The organism is Bacillus sp. FSL K6-0138, assembly GCF_037982765.1.
GTDB lineage: Bacteria > Bacillota > Bacilli > Bacillales > Bacillaceae > Bacillus > Bacillus glycinifermentans.
Genome location: NZ_CP150286.1, coordinates 1,044,058 through 1,057,562, shown reverse-complemented (window position 1 = coordinate 1,057,562; position 13,505 = coordinate 1,044,058). Strand labels below are relative to the sequence as shown.

Genomic DNA, 13,505 nt, shown 5'->3' with positions numbered 1-13,505 from the left:
CTCCTTATCCATTAGTGTACCGATTTCGCCGCCGTCTCCTCAAGAGGTTCCTTCCCCCGATTAGGCAGAAATGCCGCCAGCACGTAAAAAGCCGCTGTCAAAACACTGAACAAATCAAATACGATGAGTTGAAGCAAAGCGCCAACAACGAGCAGCCATTTCAGACGAGGACCGTCCTGTTTGATCGTGATCATGATTGAAGCAAACAAGATGATGACGATTGCCAACATTGATCCCGCGATGCCAAAACCGGTATGAAAGAAGTCCATCATCGACTGATCATGGTCCTCCACAAGCGAGGGAAACAGCAGCAAAACGATCCCAAATGTAAAAATAACCGCAAGTAAGTAGAGCATGGATTCCAGTAGAAATAAACCATTCACTGTAACCAGAATAAAAAACCAGCAAATTGATAACCCTAAGGCTGCCCATACGGATAACAATTTGTAAAATCTTGGATTTCTCATCATAACAGCTCCTATTTCTTCTGCTGCCCGTTGATTCTCGGGATCAAAAAGAAGATGCCGGCGATGCCGAGAAGGATGAGCGCGCCGTAGAGGAACGGCAGGATGATCGATTGCTGGTCGGTGCTGTCCGCATCCTCCTTGCCAAGGCGTGAGGACTCAGAATCAAATGACAGCTGTTTCAATTTCGCCGCCACCGTGTTTGGTTCATCCGATGCAAGCGCAAATATTTGATTCAGCTCTTCTTTTGGGTCAGGCTTTTTCACTTCTTTAAATGAAAAATGTTTTAATTCCTCCGGAATCGAAATATCTTCTTGGTATTCCGGGTCTTCCTCCAGAAGATCATCTGTATTGACTTCGATGTTCTGTTTCTTATATTCATTAGGCTTAACATCAACATTATCGGTCTCTTCCGCTTTCACGAGCGGAGTGAAAAGAAAGAAGGAGAGCATGATCGCCATGATCCCCTTCTTCCCCCATTTCACACTACTCCTCATAGTCTTCCTCGCTTTCCTCTATTTTTGATTTTGCGATTGATATAACAAAAGGAATAGCGATCGCGACAGCCGTCACTAACACCAAAGCTCCGATTCCGAGACTGAACAGGTCTCCCGTTCCGTACTGAATCGACATATAAACGGTTGATACCGGATCATTAATACTGAAATTCGGCATAGCCAAATCGAGCAGCGGAGCAATGTAGAACAAAATCAAGGCAGCCGTTGCCACGCCTCCAGGGATTGATCCGAGCATGAATGCCGTACGGATAATCGCAGAGCTTGCGACAAGCAGCAGGATCGTAAAGACCGACCACATGATCGCCTGGTCATCGGCGAGAGAGTAGACATTCAAGCCGAACAGGCTGATCATCAAGCCGACAATGATGTTCAGGATGCCAAACAGCGCGCCTCTGACAAGCAGCGGTGCCTTTTGATAGTGATGGCTGAAATATCCGATCAACAGGCTTGAGATCATGACAATCACGAGAATGACGACCGGCGGAATATTCTGGGCTTTTGACTCCGGAACATCCCCGCTGATTTTCACCGGATTTGCCAAGTGGTCGTATACATACGTGTCATTGCCGCCGAAAGCATTTCCAAGAACGCTGTATACATCACCGCGGATAAGCTTAGTGGAATTCACGTTTTTGCCCCAGTTCGAATTCAGCGTATCCGCCTTTGTCTGAACATCGTTTACACTTTGCTGAATGTTGTTTGTGTAATTAATGACCCCGGATTGATGTTCTGACAATGCACCAAGCATATCTGAAAGGTTGAGAATGTCATTTCCAAGCGTATCCTGCATGCTGAGAACGACTGTACCGTCGGTTGCATTCCCTTCCATCACGGCGGATCCTGCACCTGCCGGATTGCTCAACTGCTCACTGACGACATTTGCCTTTTCGGTAATCGCCTTAAGCTCATTATTGATTTCATCTTGTTTTTGTTTGATGAATGTGCCGTATTCATCGACAAAATCGGTCATACCCGTTTTGTAATTTTCGATGTCCTGGCTTGTCGTGAGCATGTTGTTCTTCAGGTCTTCCCATTTTGTGTTTTCGTTGTCGCTGACTTTGAGGACTGTGTTGACATTGTCCGTTTGGCCGGCAATTACGTTTTGTTTAACTTGGCTTCCTAGATTATATGAACCGGTAAGCGTGGCTTCATATACTGAGAGATAACTATAATATTTTAGAAGTGCTTCAACATCTCTCGTTTTAATCTTAGAATCAAAAGTATTTTTCAGTATCTCTTGTCTAGGATTATTATCTAAAAACCTTAGTATGTTACTTTCCTTATCTTCAATATTCTTATAAATCTTTTTAAAATCTTCTGTGCGAGCATCTTTAAGCTTTGTTATTTCTTCTTTTAGCTCGTTTACATTATCTTTTAATCCATCAATTGTTTTATTTAAACTATTAATTTTATCATCTAGCTTTTCAAGCTGTTTTTGAAGCTCTTCATTATGTGTTTCCTGTTTTGCCCTAAGATCCTCTTCCACCTTTTTGATGCGGGCTGCGGCATTGTTCAACTGCTCTTTTAATTTGGCAATCTCATCGTCCTTCTGATCGTCAGGCGTTTCGCCTCCCGGCTGCTCGGACTGTCCGTCATCGCCGGTTCCCGGATCATTGGTTGGATCTTCAGGGGTCTGGTTATCATCCTGCTGTCCATTTTCAGCCGTTTCTGAAGCTGTCTGATTGTCATCTGTTGTTTGACTGTTGTCCTGATTTCCGGTTTGACCGTTCCCCTGATTCTGGTTTTGATCTGATCCATCTGAAGAATTATTATCGCCGGGGTTTTCGCTTCCGTTATCCGGAGATTCTTTCAACCCGTCCGATATCTCTTTTAGTTCAGCTGCGACGCTTTTTAATTCGTCCTGCTGCTCTTGAAGGTCAATCTTTAAATCCTTCGGCTGTTCTTCATCATCATCTTTATTATCATCGTTATTATGATCATCGCCAGGATCGGTACCCGGTGAATCATCTCCCGGTCCCTCGGTTAAACGCGACCGTGCATCAATCATTGAAGGCTGAATCCGATCTAAATTGTATATTCTTGTCTGGGCTTGATAATCATCAATCAGGTTGTTCTCAATCGCATTAATTCCATTAAACTGCTGCTGTGGCACCTGATTATATCTGTACTCCTGCAAAATATCTTTAGATCTCACAACCAAGTTGAATCGCTGCTGCAAATTCCCAAATGCCGTGTTCATATTGTTCATACTTTGGTTGAAGCTTGTTTCTGAGCTCGCCTGCTTTTCGTTGATGGATGCGAGGCCGGTTTGGATTTGCTTTTCGCTGTCAGCCTGGGCGGCTTGAAGCAGTTTGGCCTGCTCCTCTTGGTATTTTTTATACTGGTTGACGTTTTCGATAAAAGCGTCCAGTTGTTTTTTTGTTTCTTCAACGCCTGCATTGCGGTCTTTTGACGTGTCTTTCGTTTGGTTGATCGAGTCTTTCAAGGTGTCGATCATATCTTTTTGTTTTTCGACCTCGCCCGCCAGGTTGTTTGAGCTCGGTTTGTAAAAGTTGTACATCGCGTTTTGGAATTCTGATTCTTTGTTTACGATGTTGTCGAATTCGTCCCTGACGGTTTTCATATTCTCTTTAACAGCCTTCCAATAGAAGGAGGTCATCTTTTTGCTGACAGTTTTTTGCGCGTCCTGAAGCTCCCGCTGGACTTTTTCCTTGTTGACCGCGTCAAGCTTTCCTTGAATTCTGAATTCCAATTGCGCTTTTTGCGGACGCTTATGATTGTAGCTCAAAATATTGTTCGTAAAATCTGATGGAATATAGACGATCGCATCGTATTTTTGGTCGGTGAGTCCGCTCTCGGCGGTGCTGCGGCTGACGACCGTCCATTTATAGTTAGGGCGTTCAGCCAGCACAGCCGACATATCGCGGCCTAAATTTTGATCGTTTCCATTGGTTTGATCGCTGCCGATGTCTTCATTGACAACGGCAATCTCCTTCGTCTCGTTCGATACCTTTTTCGTCGGATCCTCTCCGATGAAGCGGAAAAATAAGACGGGCAGCAATATGATGACAAGCACGGCGCTGATGATTTTCAGCGAGCTTTTCTGTTGTTCCGTCATATCGTTTTCTTCCTTTCTACAGAGCATAAAGGAATTTGAATTTTCCTTTCCTTACCGTTTTCAACGATGTAGCCGAAGCCCGGCTGAATTTCAGGCTCCTGCCGCTCGTACGGAAGCTGGATAAGGTTTTGCTCGGACTTTTTCATCAGCAGGACAGCATGTCTGACTTGTTTGAGCTCGCTTGTTAATGAATCGTACCCTTTCGTAAACTCGTTGTGGTTTCCGGAAGGTATAAAATGGAAACCTAAATGGGCGTACGATTTCATAAACGTGGCCATCCTGTCTTGGATCGATGCGTCAATCGTTTGCTGGAAGCGCGAAATTCCGTCAACGATAAAGACCATCGGCGAGAAATCGAGGTTTGCGCTTTGTCCTTGTCTGACGGCTTCCACGTACATCGCTTCCCTCGTCCGGCAAATTTCTTCCGTCTCGGACAGCCAGAGCAGAATGTCATCCTTCGTTTCAAGATAGCTGATCTCATCTTCTGTTGCGTATTGCGACAAGCCGCGGTCTATCGAATCAAACACAGCGATGTTTTTCGTGTCGTGATCAAGCAGATGCTCGAGGATAATCTTGATGACGTTTGTTTTTCCGCGCTGCGTTTGTCCCATGACGAGGCAGTGTTTGTTTTTCTCAAGATTGAAATAAACAGGCTCGACGGTCTCTTCATCAAGCCCCATCGGGATCATGCCTCTTTCAGGCTGAAGCGGGTAATCTCTCATAAACTGCGTCACGGAAAGCTCAAGCGGCAGCATCGGCACCGGAGCTGGCTTTCTCATGCCTTCATAGCGGTCCGCGATTGCCTGAATTTCGGCTTTGATGTTTTCAAACAGTTCGATCTCGCTGTCTGCTTCAACAGGCATAAACATCTGGGCGAAGTACTGGTTCTCTTTATTGATGATGACCCGTCCCGGAATCGGTTCAAGGCTGTACTCCGGCCTTCCGATGATCGAATAGGCTTCAGACTGATCCATCAAGTAATGGACGACCCTTGTTTTCAGGTTGTTTAAGAGCGACTGCCTGATTGCATTGACCCTTGTCGCCGTCAGGATTAAATAAATTCCCAGCGACTGGCCGTCACGGGCAAACTGAATAAATTCAGCTTCAAGCTCGTGCATTTCGTCTTTAATAATGTCAAAGTTGTCCACCGTAATGAAAATGAACGGCAGCTTTTCTTCGTTCAGCGCATTGTACATCTTGATATGGCTGATTTCTTTCGCGCGGAACAGATTTTTGCGATGCTCGATTTCCTCTTTGATGCGGACCATGAATTTTTCGATTTTTCTTGTCTGATCCATCAGGAAATAATCGGCCGTATGCGGAAGTCTCGCAAGCGGCAGAAGCGTTCCGTTGCCAAAGTCGAAGATGTAGTTGTGCAGCTCTTCAGGCGTGTATTCGGCTGCAAAGCTCATCAGGAAGGTGATGGCGGTGAGCGATTTTCCGTAGCCCGAAGATCCGACAATACCGATGTTTCCGTCCTCCATCATGCGATAGCTGATCGGCTCCTGGCTTTGTTTCTCCGGCTCATCGATAAAGGCGAAGTTAAACGTATCGGCCTCATCTGACGGATACAGCGATTTTGGTATGCGCTCTTCAAGCGGCGGCAGCCACGGGCTCGGGAGCTTATCGATGCCCAGTTCTACCTGAATCTGCTCGATTTGTTCAACGACTGCCGAAATTTCCGTCTGAACTTCTTTTTTAGCGGACTGATCGGCGTCTACATCTGACAATGGAATCAGCCCAGTATCGGTTACGATTGCGACTTCGTCCTCTGTACCGTATGCATCCTCCATGTAAGGCGCACCGCTCCACGCCGACTGGAACAGCTCGTACACTTCATTGTTGCCGACCTGCAGATAGCCGCGGCCTGTGACCGTAATGGTCGCCGCATCCCCGTTTTTGAGGATCTCTTTACTGTCATTTGCATCCTGCACCTTTAAAGCGACTTTAAATCTGGAGTTGCTCCAAATCTGGTCATCGATGATGCCGCCCGGTTTTTGCGTCGCCAAAATCAAATGCACCCCAAGGCTCCGTCCGATCCTGGCGGCACTGACAAGCTCGCGGATAAATTCGGGCTCTTCGCTTTTAAGCTCGGCAAACTCGTCGGATATTAAGAACAGGTGCGGCATCGCCGTTTTCGCTTTGTTCTGTTTGTACAGCTTTGTGTAATCGTTGATATGATTGACGTTGTACTGGTCAAAGAGGCGCTGTCTTTTCTTCAGCTCGCTTTTAATCGACGCCAGGGCGCGCGTGCTGAAGTTTTTGCTGCCTTCGATGTTCGTGATCGTTCCGAGCAGATGCGGAATGTTTCTGAACGGCTGCGCCATTCCGCCCCCTTTATAGTCAATCAGCAGAAAAGCGACTTCATGCGGATGGAAGTGAACGGCTAAAGACAAAATATACGTCTGTAAAAATTCACTTTTCCCCGATCCGGTTGTCCCCGCAAGCAAGCCGTGAGGCCCGTGCGCTTTTTCGTGCAGGTTTAAATAGACGATGTCATCTTTTCCTTTATAGCCGATCGGCACGGCCAGCGATTTAGCCGACTCGCTTGACAGCCATTTCTCCCTGATTCCGATGTCATTGACTTCTTTTGCATGGAACAGCTCAAGAAACGATACGGTTTCAGGGATCGAATTGGTCATGCCCATCTGGTGATCAAGCGTCCGCAATGTCCGTGAGAAGATTTCATTGTCTTCCCTCTTATGGTGATCCAATTGAAACGGAATTTGGACGGCTTTCTTTTGCTTGATCAAAATGTCGCCTTCTTGTTCAGTAATATAACGAACAAGCGTATGAATGTTGTCGGACAGGCTTTCCTTCGTCTCTGCGGCAACGATCGTCGAGACGCCGAGATGTCTCAGCTTGCCTTCCAAATACTCTAAGATGACGTGTTCTGCAATGAGCTGCTGATTTGTGATGATAAAGACAAAGTGCGGTCTGAACCGCGTTTTTTCTTTGTTTTCGTCCAAATCGCGCTCTCTCAAAATCTCGTAAATGCTTGACAGCAGCTGGTCCCTCGTCTGTTCATTGTAAATAAACCCTTTCGCATATGTATGCGGAAGCTGAAAATGCGGGAGCCATTTCATCCATTCCCAGTCTTTATATTCCTCTTCGTCAAAAATGAACACGAAACGCAGATCGTGATAGCTGTGGAAAAAAGCAAGCTGTCCGACCAGCTGATGAATTTCATTTTTTACAACGGCTGCTTTCCCGACGACACCCATCGGACCTTCGGCAAGGTTCACGGTGACGGGAGCGTTTTTCAGCTCTCTGTAGACCTCTTCCATTCTTTGCGTTTGTTCCAGAAGGTGGTCTGTGTCGCGGTTTGCCAAATCCCCGCCGTTCAAATTGATTTGGTAGGAGGAGTGAACCGTCCCGGTACCAAGGCGAATTTGCAGAAAATCTTCGCTTTCGATCGATCTTTCCCAAATCCGGCCGCTGATTTCCCTCGTTAAATATTTCATTCTTTCAAATGAAGGAAAATGAAAGTTCAGGACAAATTTTTGCCTTTCTGCAAGCTCATGCAGCTCTTTCTTTTTATTTTCGAGGTAAAGGGTGTAGACCCGCTCCCTTTTCTCTTCGCGCTTTTTGCGTTGGTTTTTGTCGCGGAAATATTGCACCGTCGACGTAATCAGCGTCATCATAAACATCGCCAGGGAGACGAGGATAAAAATTCCGCGCGGCTGAATGATCGCCACGATTCCCATGACGACCAGCATGACAATCGGAGGCAGGATCATGAGCCATAGCCCCTTGTTGTCATTGTCTGACTCCTGAGCCGGAAAGCTGAAGGAGATTTTGTCATCAGGCAGATCATAGATCATTCTTGGCGGCCTGCGGTAGTGCGGGTATTTATTTTTCGTTTCAGAGCTTGGTCTGACCGTTTGTTCCAAGGCAGTTTCAAACGGTTCCCACGCATTGATTTCCAAAAGGTCGCCTTCAATCACCCGGAAGGTATTGAGTCCGTACAGGATTTCGTCTCCGTTTTGCAATGAGGCGGGTTTTGATCGTTTTTCTCCGTTCAAATAGACGTTCTCGCCATTCGGTACGACATTCCATCGGTCTTCAAGCTTGATGATCGAGAAAGCGCCTTTGTTTCCGAAACATGAATCCGTCCCGGAGAAATAGACGTCTGCTTCCTGATCAACGGAGGAAATCGTTATTTCCTTTCTTTCTCCTAAATAATAAGCAGGGGCGCTTTCATGTACTTCGGTTAAAAAGAGGACCAGTTCTTCCTCCCCGTCATTTACTGCCGCTTTTTCGCCGAGCGCCAGTACCTGGGCGGGCTCTCCCTCCTGATATACGCTGTATGCGTCGGCATCCTTATGCTTTTCCAAAATCACCGGACCTTTTTTAAACGGGAATTGCCGGATGGTGACGGAATGCTTCAGCTCGGGACCGATGGTCAGCGTGCGGGTGCTGGGATGATCCAGCTTTAGGTTTTGATAGTTTTCGTTATAAAAAATCCATAACAGATTCATTTTTCCGCCTCCTGCAAACAACAGGTTTTATCGCTTTTATTTGTCATCTTTTTTCTTGTTGTCTTCCTTTTCTTTTTTTTCCTTTTCAGCCTGTTTCGCTTTTTCTTCCTCCTGTTTAGCCTTTTCCGCTTCTTGTGCGGCCTGCTGCTGGTCGCTGGAAGTCTGCTCGGCTTCTTCGGAGTTTTTTGCTTTTTCTTGATCCTCTTTCACTTGTTCGAGTTCTTTTTCAATCGGTTCAAGCTGTTTTTCTCTTTCTTCGCTCGACAATTTGTCATCCGCTTTGATTTCCTGCTCATATTTAATGAGCGCATACCCGATCCAGCGGTTATCCTCCAACAGGCGGGCCGTTTCTAAAGCTTCCTTATTTTCGCCCCGGCCAATTTGAATAAAGTACTGGAAATACCTCGGATCGGCCTGAAGCGTGAGCAAATTAAGGGCAGCTTCTTGTCCTCCGTTGGTTTCCTTCAGATAATTGTCGACGGACGCGTAAGAATAAGCAAGCTGATATTGAACAGACTCCGGCATATCACCGGCGCCATATTTATCGAGCGTGCTGATGACTTTGCTGTATTGTTTATTCAAGAAGTAGCGGTTGCTTTCGATAAACGCTTCCTGTTTCGGCTGGATAAAAAACAGCGAATAACATGTAAATAAAACAGCCGGTATTAAACATATAATGAGTCCCAATCCTATGTATCTTTGGTTCTTCCATTTTTTCTTCGGAAGATGGACGAGCGTTTTTTCTTCGGCATCCAGTTCATCGATCTTCTTTTGGATGACGGCTTTCAAATCGCCGTACGTTCCGCTTGAGACGATGTCTTTGGCCTGGTCAGAAAACTTCATCGTTTCGCTGTATTTCAAGTAATCTTCGAAGGAAAATTCCCAGTCGACGGCAAGCGCTGCCGCCGCTTTCACTTCATTAAAAAGTCGTTCTTCGTCGTTTTCGTATGGCGGAATGCTTTCTTTCACTCCATAATGTAAAAATGCAGGGGTAAGCCCTTTGTCAAAGACAATGTTTTCTGGTGCTGCGATCATGTGCAGCCTTTTGACCGAATGCTCCTCAACAGCCTTTACGAGCTGATAGGCAAACAGCCACTTGCTCTTTTTGTTTTTCGATTTCAAATGACGAAACGGCTTGTATTCTGAAGGAGGCTGAATCGAAATTTGAACTTCGTCTTCAGTCATGACGGTTTCCTTTTGAAAGGAAGGATTTACTTCTTTAATGACGTTTGCTTCCAAGCCGTTTACAAGATTGATTTTTTCTCTTTGAAAACGAAAGATATAGGCATCTTTTTCTTTCGTCATGACGGCCTCTAATTGCTTTTCCAAATACGTTTTCTTTTTTTCTGCCATTCATTCAGATCCTTTCATAGTATTTCCAGGCGGTCTCCTGTCGTAATCCCGCAGTCGGCCAGCGTGTATTCGCCTGAAAAAACGGCGTCTTTATTCGTCACCCTTATCCAGCAGCCTTCGCGCGGGGGCAAGGGAATGCTTTTGGCCTGCCATGCGATGTCGATGACCTTTTTAATAGAATGGTAATCTGACAGTCTGAGATCAAAAGCGCTGCCGTCATAGTGCTTTAAATCGATGGTAATGTCAACATACACCGGTTCATCACCTCTCAATTAGAAAAAGCGCCGTCATCTTCTTTTGAATTAGGCGCTTCTCTCGTTCTTCTAATCTGTAATTAGCCGCGGATTTGGCTAGCGATATCTTGGTCAGTGCTTTCAAGAGTGTTAGCAGTCTGATGAAGCTGTTTAGAAACATCGCTTAGAAGTTCAGCCATTTTAAGGAAAGAAGGTCTTAGCTCTTGGTATTGCTCTGAGAATGCCCGGCTTGATTCACCTTCCCACATATCTTGAAGCTGGTTGATCATTTGATCAAGACGCTGGTTTACTTGTTCAGTTACATCCCCGCTTTCTTTTTGATATCTGTCAGCCATTTGCCGCAGCTCAGCCGGCGTTACACGAATGATTCCTGACATATTCCTTATACCTCCTGCGCTATTCGCCCTAGATATGGGCTAAATAACTTATTTTTTTGAACGCTCTTATTATAAAAACAAGATTGAGGCACAGTCAAACAAATCTGTTGTATTTTTACAAAATGAGTCTAAAGGTTTATCATCCCTCTGTTTCCAGGCGGCTGAAATTATAGAAATCTAGTAAAAATATCTCAATTTTGTGTCTTAACAAAGAATGAATCAAAAGACATAGTTCTATATAACCACTGCAACATCCGCCTGCTTTTCATCAATCGCAAGCGGACGGACATTAGGTAAAAGGTTGTGTCCTCATTATAATGAATGTCATCTTGATTAACGCACACCTGCTGAAGCACTGTTTCATATTTATAAAAGCAACAAATAACAGGAAACTTTTTTGTTGATTTCCCCAAACACCTATATCCATAATAAAAGTAAGATGGGGATGAGCTATAAATTTTTCATGAACAAAGTAGGGGTTTTTTATGAACAATCGACCGAATCCTTTTAAATACAGCTACGATCGTCTCGAAGATGTCGCAGACCATATCAGCGAGGTGCTGAACTGTCCTATTACAATAGAAGATGTCAACCACCGGCTTCTCGCCTACAGCACGCACAGCGATTATACGGATCCGGCGAGAACATCGACGATCATCGGCCGCCGCGTACCCGAAAAGGTGATCAACAAGCTCTGGAAAGACGGGACCATTCCAGCACTGCTGAAAACGAACGAGCCTGTCAGGGTAAAACAGATTAACGAAGTCGGGCTCAGCAGCCGCGTCGCGATTTCGATTTGGAAAAACAGCGAAGTCATCGGATTTATTTGGGCGCTCGAAAGCCAAAAAACGCTTTCTGAGGAAGAGCTGCATCTTCTGAAACTGGCAGCCGAATCTGTTAAAAATAAGCTTTTGCCCTACCAGGTCCGCAAAAGAAAAAACGAACAGCGCAGCCAGGAGTTTTTCTGGAAGCTGCTCACCGGGCACATTTCAGAGGAACGGGAAATCGCGGACGGCTTTCACCAGCTCGGCATCGGTGTTCCCTCATCCTATTCGGTGCTGATCGTGCGCCTGAAAAACGAAATTGACGAGAAAACGGAAAAACAGCTTCATTATTTATTGGAAACGACTCAGCAGGTGCAAATTCTGCTGGCCACGCTTGACTATAATGAACTGATTATCCTCGCATCCCCAAAAAAGGGGCTTAACGGACAGCCGTTCAACGATTTAAAACAATTTGCCGCAAATATTCAAAAACAGCTTGAAGAACGCTACAAGCTCCATGACTGCACGCTGTCGATCGGCGGAATGTATGAATTGATCACCCGCGTCGATCAGTCCTATCAGGAAGCGCTCTCCGTTTTAAAGGTAAAAGAACGGTTTGCTGCGGAAACAAAGCACCTTGTCAGCTTTTCTGAACTCGGCATTTATCAATATCTCGACGTGCTTGCCGAAAAACGAAAGCACGCCAACTATCCAAACTATTCTCTGACACGGCTTGAAGCGTATGACAGAGAACACAATTCAAACCTTGTCGAAACGCTTGAGCAATTTATCGAATGCGACAGCAATGTTAACACGGCCGCCAAAAAGCTGAACATTCACGTCAATACATTAAATTACCGGCTGAAACGCATCGGCAACATCGCGGAAATCGATTTAAAAAATATCAATGAGAAATTCTCGATTTACCTTGAAATCAAACTGAGAAACATGCATTTGTGAAATTCCACAAATGCGTGTTTTTTTATTTTCTCGATCAAACAAAGAAAATTCCAAAAAATCAATATACACTTAAAGAACAGAAAGTTTTTTTGAAGAAGGGGGAGGGATTTACGATGATTATCGGGGTTCCAAAAGAGATTAAAAACAATGAAAACAGGGTGGCTTTGACACCCGGTGCAGCTTCGCAGCTTATCGCCGCAGGGCACCGCGTCATCATAGAAACAAATGCCGGTGCGGGAAGCGGTTTTGATAACGAAGATTACGTGTCTGTGGGAGCCGAAATCGCTGAACAGGCGAAAGCCGTCTGGGATTCTGCCGAGATGGTGATGAAAGTAAAAGAGCCTCTTCCTGAAGAGTATCCGTATTTCAGAGAAGGTCTGATCTTATTCACATATCTGCATTTGGCTGCAGAGCCTTCCTTGGCTGAAGCGTTAAAACAAAAAGGGGTCACTGCCATCGCCTACGAAACGGTGAGCGACGGCCGCTCCCTTCCTTTGCTGACGCCGATGTCGGAAGTAGCCGGGCGGATGGCCGCCCAAATCGGCGCGCAATTCCTTGAAAAGCCGAAAGGAGGCAAAGGAATCCTGTTAGCCGGCGTTCCCGGCGTCGCCCGCGGAAAAGTGACCATCATCGGCGGCGGCGTTGTCGGTACGAACGCCGCAAAGGTCGCAGTAGGTCTTGGAGCAGACGTGACGTTGATCGATTTAAGCGCAGACCGGCTGCGCCAGCTTGACGATCAGTTCGGCCATCAAATTAAAACGCTCATGTCAAATCCGGTCAATATCGCCGACGCAGTGGCTGAAGCGGATCTTCTCATCTGCGCTGTGCTGATTCCTGGCGCCAAAGCTCCGACTTTGGTGACGGAGGAAATGGTGAAGCAAATGAAGCCGGGCTCTGTGATCGTCGATGTAGCCATTGACCAGGGCGGCATCGTCGAAACGGTCGACCATATCACAACCCATGACAACCCGACATACGAAAAACACGGAATCGTTCATTACGCCGTCGCCAACATGCCGGGCGCCGTACCGAGAACGTCAACCGTGGCATTGACAAACGTTACGGTTCCATACGCGCTTGAAATCGCGAACAAAGGCGCAGTGAAAGCCATTTTGGAAAACGCGGCCTTAAAAGCGGGCGTCAATGTGGCGAACGGACATATCACATATGAAGCGGTGGCAAGAGATTTAAATTACGATTACGTGCCGGCCGAACTGGCGATCGAAAACTCGTCATCCGCGGCTGAAGCATAATC

At 46.0% G+C, this 13,505-nt stretch carries 9 protein-coding genes; 2 read left to right on the top strand and 7 right to left on the bottom strand.

The window, feature by feature from the left end:
• Positions 1-11: 11 nt before the first annotated feature.
• The 7 genes from MHB78_RS05795 to MHB78_RS05765 form a co-directional block, all read right to left on the bottom strand.
• Positions 12-467 (bottom strand): hypothetical protein, encoded by a 456-nt coding sequence (locus tag MHB78_RS05795; RefSeq protein WP_046131705.1) that lies wholly within the window; start codon positions 465-467, stop codon positions 12-14.
• A gap of 11 nt (positions 468-478) precedes the next feature.
• Positions 479-949, bottom strand: a complete 471-nt coding sequence (gene essA, locus MHB78_RS05790; protein WP_231947385.1) for a type VII secretion protein EssA — start codon at positions 947-949, stop codon at positions 479-481.
• A gap of 1 nt (position 950) precedes the next feature.
• Positions 951-4,061, bottom strand: a complete 3,111-nt coding sequence (esaA, locus tag MHB78_RS05785) for a type VII secretion protein EsaA (RefSeq protein WP_046131707.1) — start codon at positions 4,059-4,061, stop codon at positions 951-953.
• A complete protein-coding gene (gene essC / locus MHB78_RS05780; RefSeq protein ID WP_046131708.1) occupies positions 4,058-8,542 on the bottom strand; it encodes a type VII secretion protein EssC in 4,485 nt (1,494 codons plus the stop codon). Before essC ends, esaA begins: the two co-directional genes overlap by 4 nt.
• A 36-nt stretch (positions 8,543-8,578) precedes the next feature.
• Positions 8,579-9,895, bottom strand: a complete 1,317-nt coding sequence (gene essB / locus MHB78_RS05775; RefSeq protein ID WP_046131709.1) for a type VII secretion protein EssB — start codon at positions 9,893-9,895, stop codon at positions 8,579-8,581.
• 14 nt (positions 9,896-9,909) lie between these two features.
• Positions 9,910-10,149 (bottom strand): EsaB/YukD family protein, encoded by a 240-nt coding sequence (locus MHB78_RS05770; protein WP_046131710.1) that lies wholly within the window; start codon positions 10,147-10,149, stop codon positions 9,910-9,912.
• Between the two features lie 80 nt (positions 10,150-10,229).
• Complete coding sequence (locus tag MHB78_RS05765; RefSeq protein ID WP_046131711.1) at positions 10,230-10,526, bottom strand: WXG100 family type VII secretion target; 297 nt, start codon at positions 10,524-10,526, stop codon at positions 10,230-10,232.
• A gap of 485 nt (positions 10,527-11,011) precedes the next feature.
• Here MHB78_RS05765 and MHB78_RS05760 point away from each other — a divergent pair, with 485 nt between their 5' ends.
• On the top strand, positions 11,012-12,250 hold the full coding sequence (locus MHB78_RS05760; protein WP_046131712.1) for a PucR family transcriptional regulator: 1,239 nt from the start codon (positions 11,012-11,014) through the stop codon (positions 12,248-12,250).
• 113 nt (positions 12,251-12,363) lie between these two features.
• A complete protein-coding gene (gene ald, locus MHB78_RS05755) occupies positions 12,364-13,503 on the top strand; it encodes an alanine dehydrogenase (RefSeq protein WP_046131718.1) in 1,140 nt (379 codons plus the stop codon).
• The last annotated feature ends 2 nt before the right edge of the window (positions 13,504-13,505 follow it).

Coding starts and splice junctions, on each gene's coding strand:
- MHB78_RS05795 (WP_046131705.1), bottom strand. CDS start 467: ATGAGAAATCCAAGATTTTACAAATTGTTATCCGTATGGGCAGCCTTA.
- esaA (WP_046131707.1), bottom strand. CDS start 4,061: ATGACGGAACAACAGAAAAGCTCGCTGAAAATCATCAGCGCCGTGCTT.
- essC (WP_046131708.1), bottom strand. CDS start 8,542: ATGAATCTGTTATGGATTTTTTATAACGAAAACTATCAAAACCTAAAG.
- essB (WP_046131709.1), bottom strand. CDS start 9,895: ATGGCAGAAAAAAAGAAAACGTATTTGGAAAAGCAATTAGAGGCCGTC.
- MHB78_RS05765 (WP_046131711.1), bottom strand. CDS start 10,526: ATGTCAGGAATCATTCGTGTAACGCCGGCTGAGCTGCGGCAAATGGCT.
- MHB78_RS05760 (WP_046131712.1), top strand. CDS start 11,012: ATGAACAATCGACCGAATCCTTTTAAATACAGCTACGATCGTCTCGAA.
- ald (WP_046131718.1), top strand. CDS start 12,364: ATGATTATCGGGGTTCCAAAAGAGATTAAAAACAATGAAAACAGGGTG.